This is a genomic window from Flavobacterium sp. BFFFF1 (assembly GCF_002256285.1).
Lineage (GTDB): Bacteria > Bacteroidota > Bacteroidia > Flavobacteriales > Flavobacteriaceae > Flavobacterium.
Genome location: NZ_NKJE01000003.1, coordinates 165099 through 184290, shown reverse-complemented (window position 1 = coordinate 184290; position 19192 = coordinate 165099). Strand labels below are relative to the sequence as shown.

14 protein-coding genes are annotated in these 19192 nt (G+C 43.2%); 5 read left to right on the top strand and 9 right to left on the bottom strand.

The features are described from left to right. From CFE23_RS03080 to CFE23_RS03065, 4 genes are all read right to left on the bottom strand, one after another. The coding region (locus tag CFE23_RS03080; RefSeq protein ID WP_291083839.1) for an IgGFc-binding protein at positions 1 to 1918 on the bottom strand (1918 nt) is incomplete at its 3' end. 32 nt (positions 1919 to 1950) lie between these two features. Continuing rightward, on the bottom strand, positions 1951 to 4233 hold the full coding sequence (locus CFE23_RS03075) for a choice-of-anchor L domain-containing protein (RefSeq protein WP_291083836.1): 2283 nt from the start codon (positions 4231 to 4233) through the stop codon (positions 1951 to 1953). Positions 4234 to 4249: 16 nt separating this feature from the next. Next, positions 4250 to 5068, bottom strand: coding sequence for an ABC transporter permease subunit (locus tag CFE23_RS03070; protein WP_291083833.1), 819 nt, complete (start codon positions 5066 to 5068; stop codon positions 4250 to 4252). A gap of 1 nt (position 5069) precedes the next feature. Further along, complete coding sequence (locus CFE23_RS03065; RefSeq protein ID WP_291083829.1) at positions 5070 to 5981, bottom strand: ATP-binding cassette domain-containing protein; 912 nt, start codon at positions 5979 to 5981, stop codon at positions 5070 to 5072. A 341-nt stretch (positions 5982 to 6322) separates the two neighbouring features. On the opposite strand from CFE23_RS03065, the gene CFE23_RS03060 reads away from it, so the two are divergent. Continuing rightward, positions 6323 to 7027 carry an SDR family oxidoreductase gene (locus tag CFE23_RS03060; protein WP_291083826.1) on the top strand — a complete coding sequence of 235 codons (705 nt, stop codon included), beginning with the start codon at positions 6323 to 6325 and terminating at the stop codon, positions 7025 to 7027. 356 nt (positions 7028 to 7383) lie between these two features. On the opposite strand, the gene CFE23_RS03055 is transcribed toward CFE23_RS03060, so the two are convergent. Next, positions 7384 to 8442: a nucleoid-associated protein gene (locus CFE23_RS03055; protein WP_291083823.1), complete on the bottom strand. Its 1059-nt coding sequence runs from the start codon at positions 8440 to 8442 to the stop codon at positions 7384 to 7386. Between the two features lie 122 nt (positions 8443 to 8564). Then, a complete protein-coding gene (locus tag CFE23_RS03050; RefSeq protein WP_291083820.1) occupies positions 8565 to 9098 on the bottom strand; it encodes a hypothetical protein in 534 nt (177 codons plus the stop codon). Between the two features lie 354 nt (positions 9099 to 9452). Between CFE23_RS03050 and prfA the strand changes: the two genes are divergently transcribed. After that, on the top strand, positions 9453 to 10529 hold the full coding sequence (gene prfA / locus CFE23_RS03045) for a peptide chain release factor 1 (RefSeq protein ID WP_291083818.1): 1077 nt from the start codon (positions 9453 to 9455) through the stop codon (positions 10527 to 10529). Positions 10530 to 10693: 164 nt separating this feature from the next. After that, the gene (gene pyrF, locus CFE23_RS03040) at positions 10694 to 11515 is read left to right on the top strand and encodes an orotidine-5'-phosphate decarboxylase (protein ID WP_291083816.1); all 822 of its coding nucleotides are present in this window, start codon (positions 10694 to 10696) and stop codon (positions 11513 to 11515) included. Positions 11516 to 11564: 49 nt separating this feature from the next. Here the strand turns inward: pyrF and thrC are convergent, their stop codons facing one another. The 3 genes from thrC to thrA form a co-directional block, all read right to left on the bottom strand. After that, positions 11565 to 12857 carry a threonine synthase gene (gene thrC / locus CFE23_RS03035; protein ID WP_291083814.1) on the bottom strand — a complete coding sequence of 431 codons (1293 nt, stop codon included), beginning with the start codon at positions 12855 to 12857 and terminating at the stop codon, positions 11565 to 11567. Between the two features lie 65 nt (positions 12858 to 12922). Next, positions 12923 to 13852 carry a homoserine kinase gene (locus CFE23_RS03030; RefSeq protein ID WP_291083812.1) on the bottom strand — a complete coding sequence of 310 codons (930 nt, stop codon included), beginning with the start codon at positions 13850 to 13852 and terminating at the stop codon, positions 12923 to 12925. A 102-nt stretch (positions 13853 to 13954) separates the two neighbouring features. After that, positions 13955 to 16411 (bottom strand): bifunctional aspartate kinase/homoserine dehydrogenase I, encoded by a 2457-nt coding sequence (thrA, locus tag CFE23_RS03025; protein WP_291083809.1) that lies wholly within the window; start codon positions 16409 to 16411, stop codon positions 13955 to 13957. 413 nt (positions 16412 to 16824) lie between these two features. Between thrA and hutH the strand changes: the two genes are divergently transcribed. Continuing rightward, positions 16825 to 18333: a histidine ammonia-lyase gene (hutH, locus tag CFE23_RS03020; RefSeq protein WP_291083806.1), complete on the top strand. Its 1509-nt coding sequence runs from the start codon at positions 16825 to 16827 to the stop codon at positions 18331 to 18333. A 91-nt stretch (positions 18334 to 18424) separates the two neighbouring features. Then, a complete protein-coding gene (gene yaaA, locus CFE23_RS03015) occupies positions 18425 to 19183 on the top strand; it encodes a peroxide stress protein YaaA (protein WP_291083803.1) in 759 nt (252 codons plus the stop codon). Positions 19184 to 19192: the final 9 nt, after the last annotated feature.

The following is a 19192-nucleotide window of genomic DNA, read 5'->3' as shown; positions in this document are numbered from 1 at the left end:
AGATCTTTTCAGAAATGGAATTTCCAATCCCGGCAGCAGTTTCAACAATAAAGCTACCATCGGGATTTCCTGTAAAAGGGTTGGCCGGTTGCGGGCCGGCGCCTGGAATTGAACTAAGGGTATATTGGTTTGAGTAGGTGCCTACCTGTATCTGCCCATTGTTGGTCACGGAAAGATTTACCGAAGCGTCGCCAAACGATTCGACACAGTTGGAAATGCCGTCATTATCAAAATCGATATCGGCATTGTCATTCGTGCCATCTGAGTCAGTGTCAGCGGCGCAGGAACTAACCGGTATTTTGTCGGATATTTTTTCCGTGTTACAGGCGGAGATAACCGCTTTCACATAATAAAATCCTGGTTCGGAGGGAACATAGGTTCTATCGGTGGCGCCCACAATAAGGTCGTCGTTGAAGTACCATTGAAAAGTATCGAAGGCGGTCAGGATATTTACAGAAAGTTCAATATTCGGAATACAATTAGAAGTAATGCTTGTGTCTACATTTTTAAATGCGATTTCAGGTTTGAATGTAAATCCGGAATAAAAGCCACCGTAAGTAGCGGCGCCACTGGAGCCAAAATAAGAAAGGTATACCTGCTTCGTGGAATATACTGAGATATTTCCTGTTAGCCCCTGAAAGGTATAGGTTTGGTAGTTAGCGGTTCCAAGCACATTAAACGGGCCGTTTGCGGTAATTCCCTGTGGCAAATCAGCGAACGCATAGGTTACCCCGTTAATGATAAATGACAGCTCAGCGCCGGTTTCAGTAACGATGTTTACGGTGCCAATAAAATCGGTAAGCCCACCAATTTCATTGATGAGCGGAATATTGTCAATAACCCTTGGGGTTTCGCAACTCAGCGGAGGCAGGAAACACATGTTTTGGTTTGCCTGACTGATCTGTCCACCCATGCCCTGATACGCAAAAACAGGGTGAGAAGTCCTCACGTACAGATTTCCGTCGGCACTGTATTGAGAACCATCTAACGCGACATATTGGCCTGCGTTTAATGTAATGAAAGCGCCCATGCTATCGTTCAGAAAAACTTCGGTGTTGTTCTCATTAGCCACAATCAGGGGCCGTTCCACCACATCCAGTCCATTCCCACGGATAAAAATATATTCTGTGCCTGTTCGCTCAGCAGATACAATCTGGTCAAAACCAAGGTCTAGATTGGAAGCGTCCCCATCTGTCCCGGCAATCGATCCGCAATTCACCGCGATCGGTTTATCAGAACTGATAAGCGTACCAATTAGTCCGTCAGCATTTGCGGCATTTGGGCCTTGTACCGCAATTGAAAAGCTATCGCCACGATTCAATGTTACCGTTTGAGGCGTATTCGCAAAAGTTTCATGGTTGAGCAACGTAATTCCAATATTAGCCTGCGGTGGGCTGAAAGTAACCTGTGTGTTATTTTCTGTCGCCAGAACGGAAGCGAAGGTGTAATGATTTTCATTTGTTCCGGCGATGCCGGTATTAATAAAAGCACCCACGCGAAATTGCGTACCCAGCGCCGCAAGACCTTTTGACACCAACCCTCCACCTTGAAAATTTTGAGGCGTAGTCGTCATCCTGACGGTTACATAGACCTGGTCTTCCGCTTCAACAATGTACCCTTTATTTTGCATTACAGCATTCACGTCAAAGCTGTTAACCATTAACTGCGTATTAAAACCTGAACCAATATTGAATACATATGGTGCATCTCTGGAAACCGTACCCGCAACTACGGAACCTCCCAGTGCTATAATTTTAAAATTTACTGGAGTGAGGCTCGGACAGGAAATATACATAAACTGCCCTTGGGGTTCCTGAGCATCCGAGTTTGATAAGGGTGGGATATAATGTGTTTTACTGAATTGTGAAAAACAGTGAAGATTTAGAAGGATACATATCAGTAGTAACAGTTTTTTCATGTGCGTACATAAGATTTCAAATGTAAGGAATTTTACCTTTTGAGCGCAAAATGTCCCCTGATAATACGATCGTCTATTGAAATAGTAAACCAATAATCCGTTGAAGGCAAAGGATTTGAATTCAGTGTTCCATCCCAACCATTACCGCTCCCTCCAAAACCATAAACGACTTTCCCATATCGGTCAAAAATAACCACCTGGGCGGAAGGATAAAGGCGTAAAAACGGAATTTGCCAAATGTCGTTTATGCCATCGTTATTGGGTGTGAAAAACTTCGGGTAATCCATCACCAAAATCGGTTTTGTCACGATGCCGCAGCCATTCCTGTCGCGAATATATACTGTATATGCACCTGAAACGACATCCGTAAAAATCGAATTATCAATGTATTGCTGGCCGTCCAGAGAGAACTCATAGCTGCCGGCTCCGCTCACATTGACCTGGACGGTATTCCTGTCGCCCTGAAAATCGATAATGTCAATCGCGTTGATGGTGGCCTCGCCTGAATCCGTTACAATGAAAGTTTTGGAGCCCTCACACCCATTGGCATCCGTTACGGTAACCGTATAAGTTCCGGACTGGTCAACGGAAATTATTCTGGTTGCCGACTGTGCAGCATTGTTCCATTTGTATGACGAAAATCCCATAGGTGCCTCAAGCGGAATCGCACTTCCCTCGCAGAGAAATAGGTTTTCATTGTCGAGTCCAACGCCTGAAAAGACATTTACGGTCAATGTTACGGGTATTAAGCCATAGCAATCCGGGCCATTTGTCAGTGCCGCCCATATTTGTTGTTGGAAGGCCTCAGTAGTTGTAAAAGTATCGGGTAGTTGATTTTGCTCCAAAGCAGCTTCCTGAGGATTCAGATAATACTTTATGCTGATGCCTGGCGGGAGTCCGACAGTAATTTGCGGCGTGATGTCCGTAGACAACGTGAAAGGATACAAACCATCGTTGTCACTGTCACAGGCAACTGCTGAAGGCGCAGCCGGAAGCGAATTGTTTGCAATCTGTAAGCTGATGGGTACAATTGTCGTGCACTCGTATTCATTTGCTATTTTTACATACACGGTTGTCGGACCGGATGTAAAATTGTCGGGAGCAGCGATGATATTGGTTCCCGATGCATCTTCATAATAGGCTTGAAACAGTACACCCGGACTATTTGCCAGGATGCGGTCATTCGCTTTATAAAGGTTAAACACTGCCATACCATCATTATTATCGTCACATTGTACGATGTTAACAGGGCTATTGTCAAGCGGAGCAGAAAATTCAAGGGTTATTTCACCCGTAGATTTGCAGGCTGTCGAATTTAAAGTGATTTCCACACTGTAATGCCCTTCCTGAAGAGGCTGAAATTGTGGATTGGTTGCTCCAAAAATGGGAATATTATTGCGAAACCATTGATAACCGTTGTTTCCAGGTTCAGTAGCGTCGAGCACCACCGTTTCGTTAGTACAAACAGGGTTGTTGGTTGAAAGCAGTCTGTCGATCCCAAGATCTTTCTGCACTTTAAAACTGCCACCACCTAAAAAGATAGCAGAGTCGTATAGATTATTTCCCTGATCCGCGACAACGAGTTTGATATGGTACCAAACATTTGGAGTAACGGGAGATTCAGCCTTAAGGATTACGGTTTGGCCATTGAAATTTGTTGGATGTTCCGCGCCGTTAAACCCGCCGAAAAATTGCTCATTGGCTGCTGGACAGACTGTTCCGGGGCCGCGTACGGTATTCACTTTTACCGGAATGCTTGTTCCGGGAACAACCGCCAGGTTCTGGTAAGGATTTGCTGAATTCGCTTCTTTTAATAAAAATACAAAACCGTCAGTATAATTACATTGGTTTGAAGAGGGATTGGAAAGGTACTGTTCCGAGGAAAACATATATTCAAAACTGAACTTATTTGCCAGTGGCAAAAAATCAAATTCCAAAACAGTGGCATTGATGGAGTTATTCACGCCTAACGCCTGTTCCAGGTCATCGTCACCAAGCCAGGATGTAGGACCTTCGCTTAAAATGGAATTGTTAGGTCCGGGCGCTGAAGCCACCAAACCGGTGCTTAAAATAATCCCGTCGGCAAAGGGAAAAGCACTGGTGCCGGCAGTGAAATAACCGTAAGTACCCCCGCTGTTCTGCGACCACCCGCTGACAGCTATGTTGGAAACGTCGGCACAGGGATTATCGATGAGTACGTCCTTCACCAGCTGTTGCGGCGTTCGATTTTCGTCAATTTGTATGTATTGGGCATTGCCGTTAAAAGCAAAAGCCATCAGGAGCCAAAAGAAATAGGGTCTTTTCTGAATATCCATAGCGGGCGCAAAGATACTACAAATCCCGTTTTTTCAGCAATTTATAGGACATTAACAAAAATATAACGATCCATACGATCGCAATCATTATGGAGGACAAATGAATACCATAATCTCTTACTACTTCATGACCATTATTTGAAACCGTTTCAAGATTCTTAATCGCGCTCAAACGCGTAAAAGGTTCCTTGGTCAGGTTATACATTGATTCTAAGGGCAGGAGATCGGATAAAAATCCTGGAATCCTGAATCCTTGCATGAGAATTTTTTCAATGATATACCACACCAATATAAAACCGATGGCAAATGCAGAACGTTTAATCAGAAAACCGAAGAAGAGGCACATGCTGAAGAAAGCAGTTATCCGTATGAAATAGGCAAATAGATAATCTAAATCGGTGAAAACGATCGAGAGTTCATTATAAGATGAAAAACTGTAGCCGAGAATCAAAGTGATAATGAACATAAAAATAGTCGAGATAGCAGCAAAAAGTAAAATCGTCAGGAATTTTGAAGCTACAAATTCTTTTTTCGACAGTCCGTCAATCAGGTTTTGTTTTAAAGTACCATAACTGTATTCGTTGGCAATCATCGAAACAATGATAATGGCCATAAAAAACTTAAAGTATGACGCAATGAACAGGTTAAAATGCCATATATATGGGAAGTTAAAAATACCAAGATCGGCGAGGCGCGCGTTAATTCCGATAAAGTTGAAATTTACTGAAGCCAGAAGTGCAACCGTGCCAAGCAGCGCAAAATAGGTTATGGTCAATATCCTGCTGGAACGGTTCCTCCAGATTTTCTGGAGCTCTATAGATAGTAATCTTTTCATGTTATTTGGTGTTGGAGTCAGATTCGGCGGTGAGTTCCAGGAATTGTTCCTCGAGGCTGTTTTTGCGTTTGTTCAGGTGTGTTAGCGCGATATTTTTCTGGAAGAGCCAACGGTTTAATTCGTCTGATTTGATGTCTTCACTTAGGTAGGCAATTGCTTTCGATTCTTCGAGAACCACTTTCTTCACTGCAGTATGCTGTGCCAATGTATCGGCCAGCAGGGACATGTTCTCAGCCTGAAGTTCAAAAAAGCTTTCATTTGAGGTCATTCCATCCACCACACCGGAATATAGAATTTCGCCTTTCCGCAACACCAATACATGAGAACACACTTTTTCCACTTCGTCTAACAGATGCGACGCCAGCAATATGGTCGTCCCGGATGCGGCGATTTGCCTGATGATTTCGCGGATTTGGTGAATTCCCTGCGGATCCAGACCATTTGTTGGTTCGTCCAAAATTAGAATTTCCGGATCGTTAAGCAGGGCCGATGCGATAGCAAGACGCTGTTTCATACCCAACGAGAACGTACTGAATTTACTGTCTTTCCGATCCAGCAAGCCTACGATTTCCAGTTTTTTTTGGATGTTTGAAAAATTAACCCCCTTGATTTTACAAACCAGTTTTAGGTTTTGCTCGGCCGTCATGTACGGGTAGAAGTTTGGCCGTTCAATAATGGCGCCTACATGTTTCAATGCTTCGGTGTCATTCATTTTCCCGCCGAACCAGGAGTATTTGCCGGAAGTCCTGTTGACCACGTTGAGCACGATTCCCAGTGTGGTCGATTTCCCGCTGCCATTTGGGCCAAGGATGCCGTAGACATTGCCTTTTTGGATTTCAAGGGATACGTTTTTGACAGCTTTTACCTTGCCGTAATTTTTATACAGGTTTTTAATGGATAGGATTGTTTCCAATATATTTCGGTTTTGTTTATCGTTGGACGAAAGATAGGGCGATTTGTTACGGAGTCTGCAAATTTCCCCAAATTTATAGCAGGTGGCGCCCACAAAAAAGGAGGGTTGACAGTTGCAGTAAGCCGTAAAACAAGAAATGCGCTTCGTGTGGGGCGAAGCGCATTCCAATTTAAAACAAAAACAATTATGGACCTTTATTAACTAACCTTAAACCATTTAAGCTTTAGACGCCTGAAAAGAGCAAAGGTTGCGTAGGGTAGTAAATATTAAGAAACTTTAATATTTGTTCAACAAATGAAGCGGCAGCGGTTTTATACCTTCACCAAAAATAATCAGCTAAAATGGATAAAAAGACATACATCATCGCCGGTGCCAGCAGTGGCATTGGGAGCGAACTTGCGAAAATACTGACTGATCTCGGAAACAACATCGTCGCACTGAGCCGTAGCGCGGGAAATTTAGGCGGACTGCAAAACTGCCGTTTTATACCGTATGACTTTACTTCGGGCGACGCATTGCCGGAAGTTACCGGACCAGTGAACGGAATCATTTATTGTCCCGGCAGCATCAATCTAAAGCCATTCCAAAGGTTTACGGAACAGGATTTCGCGGCAGATTTCCAGCTTAATGTTTTGGGCGCTGTACGTTTGATTAAGGGGTATCTTCCGAATTTGAAACAGGCTGAAAATCCGGGCATTGTGTTATTCAGCTCGGTTGCAGTTGGAACAGGTATGTCGTTTCACAGCAGTATCGCGGCATCAAAAGCAGCTGTAGAAGGATTGACCCGATCCCTGGCTGCGGAGCTTGCACCTGTCATCAGGGTCAATTGTATAGCACCATCCTTAACAGACACTCCGTTGGCGGGACAACTCCTGAATTCGGAGGCGAAGCGCGAAGCCAACGCGGACAAACATCCATTGAAGCAAATTGGCCAGCCGGAAGACATTGCTGCAATGGCGGCGTATTTGCTCTCAGATCAGGCCAAATGGATTACGGGCCAGGTAATTGGGATTAACGGTGGGATGGGCACGCTGATGAGGAATTAACAATTAACAATTGACAATTGATAATTAATAATTGATAATGCGGAGCAAAGTCAATAAAAAAGCCGGATAATTTATAATGCCCCAGATAGTATGTAACTTTTCTGGGGCATTGCAAAATCGTTCGGCTTCTAATTATTAATTGTTAATTATTAATTTTCAATTAACTCTTCTGTTCCTTGTTGAAATAAACCAGATAGTAATACATCTGTTTTTCTTCATCTGATAATTGATAATGCTAAGCAAAGTCAATAAAAAAGCCGGATAATTTATAATGCCCCAACTAGTATGTAACTTTTTTGGGGCATTGCAAAAATCGTCCGGCTTCTAATTATTAATTGTTAATTATTAATTTTCAATTAACTCTTCTGTTCCTTGTTGAAATAAACCAGATAGTAATACATCTGTTTTTCTTCATCCCAGCCTTTTTCAACAAATTTTTCGGCGCTTTCGGGGTTGATGAAATCGAGTTTTATCTGGATATTCGTATCGAGGTTAATCACATTTTTGATTTTCTTGCGCGCGTCCGAAACGGCGGCATTCGCAATTGGGAACGTAGTCACGTCTTCGATGCTGTATTTTTCCCCCTTGTCGACTTTGTAGTTTTTGAACTCAGGAATTAAATCCGGATTGTCCAAAACCTCATTCAGGAAGTTCGTTTCCTCAAACTGGTCATTCTTTGCAAAATAGTTCACGGAACGGTTCATGAACATCACTTCTTCCTTTTTATCTTCTGCGGGAAGCACGACATCTTTAGCGAAATCCTGGCAGAATTTCAGGTATTTTTTGGTGATGAAATTCTCGTCCTGGAAGGCGTCGACAGATAGAAAATGCTCGAGCCAGTAACGTGCATCATAACGGTTGCTGTCGACAGTCAGGATTTTGTAGCCTTCTTCTTTTTTGTAGTTGAAAATCAGGCAGCCTTTGTCGAGCTTGTTCAGGTTGATTCCTTGTTGTAATATCATTTCAAGTGCCGTGCCTTTTTCCTCGAACTGCAGGAAATCAGTTTGCAATTCACTTTTGAAAATCCCGATAACATCTACGGGATTATTATCGATGGTGATATTGGTTAGGTAAGTCACATAAACCTCACCGTTTTTGATGTGCGGATGGTTTGACTGCTCATACAGGTGGTTCGTGATTTTCTTGGAAATGTCATGTACGTTCGACGGATTTTCAAAAATCTCCGAAGCAAACTTAAACATGTCATTATAATCCAAATCGACTTCGTGGGCAAACTGGAAATAATTTTCTTCCTTGTCACGGAACGGTTTAAAGAAATACTCTTTGATTAAAGGAACAATTTCATCCTTAAGACCGAAAGGCTGATCAGATAAAAAGGTTGATTCGTTACGGGATTTGTTTCCAACACGGTGGATGGAAAGCGATTCGATGTGTGCGTTGTATAGGTTGATCACTTAATTAATGGATAATTAACAATTAATAATTAATAATGTTTGGATTGTTGTTGGGGTGGATATATTGTTCTAATTTGGGAAGTTTTGAATTATTAGTTATTAATTATTCACTATTAATTAACCTAATTCCAATTTTCCTCAAATCCATAATCTTCAAAGTTCTCGCCGCTGTCGAATTCATCCAGGTCGTCCTCGTCGTAGCCGTCCTCTTCATACCCGAACTCATTCTCATCGGCTTCGAATTGCTTGTCCGGCGCATCAGCGGGCATGATACCGTGGGAAAACAAGGTGGCGGGATAGCTTTCTCCCAATTGCGGCTCCTCAATCGCAGCCAGTTCCACAAGGAATGTCCACATGTTCAGGAAATCATAAACATAAATAATCTTGGTGTTGTCTTCATCCAGAAGCTGTGAAAGCAGGTAATCTGACATGATCATCTGCTCGCCGGGAACATCACCGCCATCAAAAAGCGAAATCTCCTCATCCTGGTTCCACTGGTCGTCGCAGGTGTAAAACGAAGCCATTTCATTACCGTCAAAACCAAAAGCGTTCACAATGGCATTGTGGAAATCTTCAAGTGTATCCCCGTCCTGTATGGCAATATCACGGAAAACATCTTCTTCGGCATCGAGTATCACCCTGAATTTATAAACCATAAAAATTCTTTTTAAAATTGGAAAGCAAAGGTAAAACTTATATCGGGAACTGCCCTAAAAAGTAATTAACAATCGAAAAGTTGCGTAGTTTATTCTGGCTTTACCACACTGGTTAGTGTAACTTTTTCAGGGCCAGCACGCGTGGCCAAAGGCAAAACTGACCGAAGGTAATCTTTTCCTCGCATCACTTCGTTAGACAATGGATTTTCGCTTTGATTCCTAACGCGGAAAAAGATCGGAAGTTCAAAAGTCTGTCAGATCGGGAGTGGGGAATTTCCAGACATTCCTCGCAATCTTACGAACTTTTGAACTTCCGATCTTTTTACGTAAATTTGCACTCCAAATAGAAAAAAAATGTTAGACAGGCTGCAATACGTAAAACAGCGTTTCGACGAAATATCCGACCTGATCATCCAGCCGGATGTGATCGCCGACCAAAAGCGCTATGTCGCTTTAAATAAGGAATACAAGGACCTCAAAGCACTCAATGAGAAGCGCGAGGAATATATGAATGTACTCGGTAACATTGACGAGGCAAACGAAATTATTTCCGACGGCAGCGACCCGGAAATGAGCGAAATGGCACAACTCCAACTCGAGGAAGCCAAACAAAGATTACCGGAGCTCGAAGAAGAGATTAAGTTCATGCTGATCCCAAAAGACGCAGAAGACGCCAAAAATGTCATGGTCGAAATACGCGCCGGAACGGGTGGGGATGAAGCGAGTATTTTTGCTGGGGATTTGTTCCGCATGTATACAAAATACTGTGAAGGTCGTGGCTGGAGAACCTCAGTGGTCGATATGAATGAAGGAACATCAGGCGGTTTTAAAGAGGTAATTTTTGAAGTGACCGGCGAAGATGTATACGGAACTTTAAAGTTTGAGGCCGGCGTACACCGTGTACAGCGTGTGCCACAAACGGAAACGCAAGGCCGCGTGCATACTTCTGCCGCGACCGTTATGGTGCTTCCTGAAGCCGAGGAATTCGACGTGCAGATTGACATGAACGATGTGCGGGTCGACTTTTTCTGTTCTTCAGGGCCTGGCGGACAATCGGTAAATACGACCAAGTCTGCCGTTCGTTTGACCCACATCCCAACCGGATTGGTGGCACAATGCCAGGACCAGAAGTCACAACATAAGAATAAGGACAAGGCATTAGGCGTTTTGCGTTCCCGTTTGTACGAACAGGAATTAGCAAAAAAACAGGAAGAAGATGCTAAAAAGCGTACTTCACAAGTAAGTTCAGGAGACCGTTCTGCGAAAATCCGCACCTACAATTACGCACAGGGCCGCGTTACCGATCACCGTATTGGTATGGATGTTTTTGATATGGATGGTGTGATGAACGGTAAAATTCAGAAATTGGTTGATGAGCTGCAGCTCGTTAACAATATGGAGAAACTGAAGGAAGCGAGTGAAATTTATTGAGAAAATAGATTTTAGATACAAGAGTCAAGAAATGCCTGCTTTATAGCGGGCATTTTTTTTTGGAGCTAATTCCCGCTATCGCCTTTATCTTTTTTTGCAAAAAAGGATATCGGCTCTATCGGGGCTAGGGCATTTTCCTTAACTTTGGCACACAACTATTATCAATGACTACAGCACAACTTACGCAACAAATCCACCAAAAAAAATCCTTTCTTTGTATTGGCCTCGATGTCGATTTAGGTAAGATTCCGAAACACTTGCTGGAGACTGAAGACCCCATCTTCGAATTCAACAAGGCGATTATCGATGCTACCCATGATTTGGCGGTTTCCTATAAACCGAATACGGCATTTTACGAGGCCTATGGGATTAAAGGTTGGATCGCACTGGAAAAAACGATTAATTACCTGAACGAAAACCATCCTGAAATTTTCACAATTGCAGATGCCAAACGTGGTGATATTGGAAATACATCAACAATGTATGCGAAGGCATTTTTGGAGGATTTGCAATTTGATTCGGTAACCGTGGCGCCCTATATGGGAAAGGATTCCGTCGAACCATTTTTGACTTTTGAAAACAAGTTTGCGATTATGCTGGCGCTGACCTCTAATGAAGGGGCTTTCGATTTCCAGACTTTGGATGCCAATGGAGCGGAACTCTACAAGCAAGTCCTGAAAACTTCAAGAACATGGAAAAACGCAGACCGGTTGATGTATGTCGTCGGTGCTACGAAAGCGGAATATTTTACCGAAATCCGTAAAATTGTCCCCGATAGTTTCCTGCTCGTTCCGGGTGTCGGGGCACAGGGCGGGAGCTTGTCTGAAGTTTGCAAATACGGAATGAACGAAAATGTAGGGTTATTGGTAAACTCTTCACGCGGCATCATTTACGCTTCCGCAGAAAAAGATTTTGCTGAAAAGGCGCGGGAAGAGGCATTGAAAATACAGCAGGAAATGGGTGCGATTTTAAGTATGAACCATTAAGGGATTAAGATCATTAAGCATTCTATTCATCGGTAATTACCTTAATTCCTTAATGGTTTAAGAAATCTTTAAGTTCGTCATAAGAGTTAATCTGTATGCTTTTTTTCTCTTTTCCTAACACGCTCTTTATTTGCGCTGGGATTTCAAGCGTAATTCCCAAAAGTGGCTCCACCGTTTCCGGAAATTTAATCGGGTGTGCCGTTTCTAAAAATACGCCGACGCTTCCTGGATTCAATTTCATTTCTTTTTTAAGGCCTAAATAACCTACAGCTCCGTGCGGTTCGGCGACGTATTTTGAATTTTGGTAAATGCGCTTCATCGCTGCTTTGGTCTCGTCATCGGTAAAAGCATACGATGAAAAATCCTTTTCGAATTCCGTTAAATCATTGTGGTACAATTCCTGGATCCGGATAAAATTGCTTGGATTCCCAACATCCATAGCGTTTGAGATGGTCGCCTTAGATGGTTTTGGGTCGTATGCACCATTTTCTAAAAACCTTGGAACCGTGTCGTTGGCATTCGTCGAAGCTACGAAACGCGCAATGGGCAATCCGAGTCGTTTCGCCATAATTCCGGCACAAATGTTCCCGAAATTTCCGCTTGGACACGAAATAATCAACGGTTTGTTTTCCCTTTTTAATTGTTTGTACGCAAAGAAAATGTAAAACATCTGCGGCAGCCAGCGTGCAATATTGATCGAATTGGCCGAAGTGAGGTTCTGGGATTTCAAATCTTCATCCAAAAACGCGCGTTTGACCATGTCCTGGCAGTCGTCAAAAACGCCGTCGACTTCAAGCGCAGTTATGTTTTGTCCTAAAGTTGTCAATTGCCGTTCCTGTACGTCGCTCACTTTTCCCGAAGGATATAAGATGACCACATCGACCCCTTTTACCCCGAGGAAACCGCTTGCTACAGCGCCACCAGTGTCTCCTGAAGTGGCCACCAGAACCGTGTTGTGCAAATCGGGATTGTTTCGGTTAAAATAAGCCAAACAGCGCGCCATAAAGCGTGCGCCGACATCCTTAAAAGCCATGGTAGGCCCGTGGAATAATTCAAGCGAATATAGGTCTTCTTCGACCTTCACCGCAGGGAAATCAAAACACAAGGTTTCGGAAATGATTTGCTTTAATTCTTTTTCCGGTATTTCATCACCAACGAATTGTTTAATTGCTTCAAACGCAATGGCTTCATTAGATAGCGTTTCAATGTTTTCAAAAAACGTTTCAGGTAATGGCGCAATGTTCTCCGGAAAATACAAACCGCGGTCCGGAGCAAGCCCGTTGATTACCGCTTCCTGAAAAGAGACGTTTGGTGCGTTATGGTTTAAGCTGTAGTATTTCATTGTGGTTGAAAATTTATAGTCAAAAGTCAAAAGTCGAAAGTCAAAAGTCGAAAGGTGCTGCAAGATTATTGTGTGCTCAAAATTTTGATCCCGTCATCATTTATTTTTGAAACATGGATTTCATAAGGCAAATTGATTTCGTCATACACGGCACACATGGCGTGGGCCACTTTGTCCGCTGTTTCTTTTCCTCTGCTCAATGCAAAAATGGAAGGTCCCGAACCTGAAATTCCGCTGCCCAGGGCGCCCTGGTCCTTTGCGGTTTTCTTAATGCGGTCGAATCCAGGAATTAAAACACTGCGGATTGGCTCTACGATTTCGTCATGAAGCGAGCGGCCAATCAGTTCGTAATCATGGGTATACAAACCAGCGACAAGGCCCCCAACATTGCCCCATTGTGTAATCGCGCTTTTTAGCGTAATATGCTGTTTCAGCACCGATCTGGCATCTGAGGTTTTCAACTCAATTTGCGGGTGAATCACGGTGGCGTAAATTTCAGACGGGCTTTCAATCTTGATGATGTCTAATGGATCGTAGCTTCGAACCAATGTGAATCCCCCTAACAGTGCCGGGGCCACGTTATCTGCATGGGCACTTCCGCTGGCGAGCTTTTCGCCCTGCATCGCAAATTTAACCAGTTCTTTGGCCGAAAATGGATGCCCTAAAAGCGCATTGATCCCGAAAACGGCTCCGGCGGAACTGGCTGCCGAACTTCCGATGCCGCTGCCAGCCTTAATTTTCTTATAGATTTCGATTTCGAACCCGAAGTCGGTGTCAACTTCTTCCAGCAGGGCCAATGCCGCTACACCTGAAACATTTCGTTCCGTTTCCAAGGGCAAATCGGCACCTTCAATTCGCGTGATACGCACACCGCGCTGACTGGATTTACGCACAACCATTTCGTCCCCAATATTGTCAAGGCAAACGCCAAGCACATCAAAACCGCACGAAAGGTTCGCTATGGTGGCGGGAGAGAAGATTTTGATTTCGTTCATAGTTACGTAGTTAAATAGTTGCAGAGTTTCAAAGTTGCGAAGTTCAGACAGGAGTGTCAAAAAACTTTGGCACTTTGTAACTGTACTGCTTAGCCACTTCTTTTAAACATTCCCAACACGGATTACATCTGCGAAAATTCCGGATGCGGTGACGGCAGCACCTGCGCCGGCTCCTTTAATAATCAAAGGCTGGTCTACATAACGATCCGTATAGAATAACACGATATTATCTTTCCCTTCCAGATTATAAAAATCATGGCCTTTCGGAATAAATTGCAGTCCTACAGATGCTTTTCCATTTTCAAATTGCGCGACATATTTCAGGCGGCTTTCTTTTGCCAGGGCTTCTTTGTAAAGGTCGTTAAAATGCTGCGCATTGGCGGTCAGCGAAGTGAAGAAATCCGGAACATTGTCGGTGTCTAATGACGCCTGTGGTAAAAATGATTTATTTTCGATGTCATCGATCTCCATTTCATAGCCACTTTCACGGATTAAAATCAGGATTTTCCGCGCGACATCGACACCGCTAAGGTCAATTTTCGGGTCAGGTTCTGTAAAACCCTGTACGCCGGCTTCTTTCACCACGTCATGAAAGGAGGTGTTTTCGTTGAAATTGTTAAAAATGAAATTTAAACTTCCGGACAACACCGCCTGTATTTTGTTGATTTTATCGCCTGAGGCAATCATCCTTTTCAGGGTGTCAATAATCGGTAATCCGGCGCCCACATTGGTTTCAAACAAAAATGGCGCATTGTACTTCCGGGATAGATTTTTCAGGTTCTTATAATTGTCAAATGCAGAGGCACACGCAATTTTATTACAGGTGACCACCGCAATATTTTTCTCAAGGTATTGGCTGTAAGTCTTGGAGATTTCATCGTTGGCGGTAATGTCTACGAAAACGCTGTTGCGTAAATTCAGTGCCTTTACACGTTCTATAAAAGCGTCTTTGTCCGCGGTTTCGCCGTCACTTAAGAGGTTTTTCCAGTCTTTCAACGGAATCCCATCGCCATCAAACAGCATTTTTCTTGAATTGGAAACGCCGATTAAACGGATGTTGATTTTAAGGTTCTCACGCAGGTATTTCTTTTGATTTGTGATTTGTTCCATAAATTTCTCACCCACGTTTCCGACACCCATTACAAACAGGTTCAATTGCTTTATATTGTCTTCGAAAAAACGTTCGTGTAGTGTATTTAAAGCTTTCTGAACGTCTTTTTCATTAATTACCACCGAAATGTTCCGTTCCGAAGCCCCTTGAGCAATGGCGCGGATGTTGACGTTGTTTTTGCCCAGCGTGCTGAACATTTTTCCGCTGAGTCCCTGATGGTTTTTCATGTTTTCACCGACAAGCGCTACGATGCACATATTTTTTTCAATGGTGCAGGGATCAATCCGCAGTTGAGAAATTTCTACCTCGAAGGCCTTGTCAACGGCCACCTTGGCTTTATCCGCATCGACATCCAGTATCCCGATACAGATTGAATGTTCAGAGGACGCCTGCGTGATAAAGATGACGTTGATATTTTCATTGGAAAGCGCTTCGAAAAGGCGTTTTGAAAACCCGCTGACACCAATGATTCCAGAACCTTCAAGCGTAATGACCGTAATTTTGTCAATGTGGCTGATTCCTTTAATGGGGTTGGATTGTAAATTGTTTTCGTTTGAAATATAGGTCCCAAATGCTTCCGGTTCGAAAGTATTCTTAATCCAGATTGGAATGTTTAAGTGGAGCACCGGCTGAATGGTTGGTGGGTACAGTACTTTTGCGCCAAAATGTGAAAGTTCCATGGCTTCCTGATAAGAAATGTGCCTGATGGGCTGTGCCTGTTTGACCAATCTGGGATTTGCGGTATACATGCCATTCACATCGGTCCAGATTTCAAGGTCTGAAGCATTCGTTGCAGCCGCCAATATCGCTGCCGTATAATCAGAGCCGCCACGACCCAGAGTCGTATTGTTGCCATCCATGGATGATGCGACAAATCCTGGCATAACCGTAACACGCGCGCCTTCGTTGTGGAAATAGTCGGCGATCAGCTGGTTTGTAATTTCAAAATTCACGGCAGCTTTTCCAAAACTGCTGTTGGTAATAATTAGTTCACGGCTGTCCTTAAAAGTGGTTTCTACCACGAGTTCGGCGTCGTGTTTCATTGCTTCCGAGATGATGTAGGAGGACAATATTTCCCCGAACCCTGCAATGGTGTCTGACGTTCTGGCCGAAAGTTCGCCGAGTAGGAAACAACCATCAAGCAACGTTTCCAAATGGTTGATGATCCGTTTTACATGGCTCAGGAGCGCACTTTGATGGTTTACCGATATCAAATCCTTGATCGCTTCAAGGTGTTTTTGTTCGATAAGCTTCGTAATTTCTTTGTAGTGTTCATTTTTCTCTGATGCTTCTTTCGACGCTTTTAGCAAAAGGTCTGTCACACCGCTAAGTGCGGAAACTACTACGATTAGCCTGCTTTCCTGTGATTTATCCTTAACAATGTTGATAACGCGTTTAATATTTTGGGCATCAGCTACTGACGTTCCACCAAATTTGAGGATTTTCATTATGGGTATTTTTTAAAAAGTGTAAATGGAGTTTGTTTTTTCTTCCGAAAATAATTGCATGGGATGATATGTGACAAATTTACCCCAAAGGGGTTGTAGTAGTGCCGTTCGTTGTGCCTTTGGCAAACGTTTTACATAGGGGGGTGGATATGTGGCCTGTTCTTGTCATTTGATATTGTCAAAAATACATTTTTTTAAATATAATGGTTGCTTGTGTGAAATTTTTACGAAAACTGAATTTTATTAGAGATATATAACAAGGTTGGGAATGATTTTTCACATATTCAGAGTAAAAAATACGGATTCCAAATTTTAACCGCTACAAACAAGTGTAACGCGACCTAATTATTATCAACAAATCTTGCTTTTTAACTGTCGAATGTGGAATTTTGGCACTCAATCTAACCCGCATTATGGACAATACCCATTATATAAGCTCCGAGATACTTACGTTGGAGCAGATTAACGAAATGATCGTTCAAAATAAGCCAATAGCGTTATCGGAAGAAGCGAAAGTAAATATCCAGAAATGCCGCGATTATCTTGATCACAAGATGCAGTCCAACGATGATCCCATCTACGGAATCAACACCGGTTTTGGGTCGCTTTACAATATTAAAATTTCGAAGGAAAACCTTTCACAGCTTCAGGAAAACCTCGTCAAATCGCACGCTTGTGGTATCGGGGATGAGGTGCCGCTTCCGATTGTTAAATTGATGCTTTTGCTTAAGGTACAGTCGTTAAGTTATGGTAATTCAGGCGTACAGCTGATTACGGTGGAAAGGCTGATTGATTTTTACAACAACGATATCCTTCCTGTTATTTACACACAGGGATCGCTTGGGGCTTCGGGAGATTTGGCACCTTTGGCACATTTGTCACTGCCGTTGATCGGGATGGGCGAAGTTTGTTTTGGGGATAAGAAGTTACCGGCAATCGATGTTTTGGATCATTTTGGCTGGGAACCGATCGTACTCCAATCCAAAGAAGGCCTGGCTTTGTTGAACGGAACGCAGTTTATGAGCGCTTATGGCGTACATGTATTGCTGAAGGCCTGTAAATATTCCTATCTCGCTGATTTGATTGGGTCCATTTCCATTGAAGGATTCGACGGAAGGATTGAGCCATTCAGCGAGCACATTCATTTTATCAGACCGCACAAAGGACAGGTGATAACCGCGAGACGCGTTACGGAATTCCTTGAAGGAAGCCAGATCATTACGCAGCAGAAGCAACATGTACAGGATCCGTATTCGTTCCGTTGTATCCCTCAGGTACACGGTGCTTCAAAAGATGCCATCGATTATGTCAAAAAAGTGTTTAAGACCGAAGTGAATTCGGTGACGGACAATCCAAATATCTTTTACGAGAGCGACAAGATCATTTCAGGCGGGAATTTCCATGGACAACCGCTGGCGTTGGCTTTGGATTTTATTGCGATTGCGTTATCAGAGTTGGGCAGTATTTCCGAAAGGAGGACATACCAGCTGATTTCAGGTTTGCGCGGGCTGCCTGCGTTTTTGGTGGAAAATCCGGGATTGAACTCAGGATTTATGATTCCGCAGTATACTGCCGCAAGCATTGCCAGCCAGAACAAACAGCTTTCGACACCGGCGAGTATTGACAGCATCGTCTCGTCGAATGGCCAGGAAGACCATGTCAGTATGGGGGCCAATGCGGCCGTGAAAGCGTTGAAGGTGATGGAAAACCTTGAAAAAATATTGGCGATAGAACTGATGAATGCTTCACAGGCGATCCATTTCCGGGAGCCTTTGAAATCGAGCGATTTTATTGAGATGTTCCTGAAATCCTACCGAGAAGAAATCCCATTGGTAGGAGAGGACCGTATATTGCATTATGATATTGTCAAAACAATTGAATTTTTGAGCAGTTTCCAGATTGAAGAGGAGTTGTTTAATTAGAAAATTAGCGAATGAGATAATTTAGGTAATGAAAAAAACAGATACATTATTGCTAACGATCTTACGAACTCCCGATCTTTAAAATTAATTTATGAAAATCGTCATTTCCCCCGCCAAATCCCTCGACTTTGAATCGCCATTGCCTACAGAAAGGCATACGAAACCCGCTTTTTTGAAGCAAAGCCGTTTGGTCCATTCGGTAATCAAGAAGAAAAAGCCGGCAGAACTTTCTGAACTGATGGATATTTCCGATAAGCTGGCTGAACTGAACTGGCAGCGCAACAAAAAATGGAAAACCCCTTTCACGCCGGATAATGCACGTCCCGCGATATATGCTTTTGACGGTGATGTGTACCAGGGATTGGACGCCTATAATCTTCCTTTGGATAAAATCGATGCGTTGCAGGATACACTCAGGATCCTTTCCGGATTGTATGGATTGCTTAAGCCGCTGGATTTAATGCAGCCGTACCGTCTGGAAATGGGAACACATTTGCCTGTCGGTGAAAACAAAAACCTTTATGAATTCTGGAAAGCTGACCTTACGAAAGCCTTAAATAAGGAATTAAAGAAAGGGGAACTTTTTATCAACCTGGCAAGCCAGGAATATTTTGGTGCGGTAGATGTGAAGGCTTTGAAAGTGCCCGTGGTTACACCGGATTTTATGGATTTCAAGGACGGAAAACTCAAGACCATCAGTTTCTTCGCGAAAAAGGCACGCGGTATGATGGTGCGTTATATTATTGATACGGATGCGAAGACGATTGATGACTTAAAAGGATTCAATTATGATGGCTATGCTTTTGATGCGAATTTATCAAAAGGGAATCATTTAGTGTTTACGCGGTAAGACATTCTA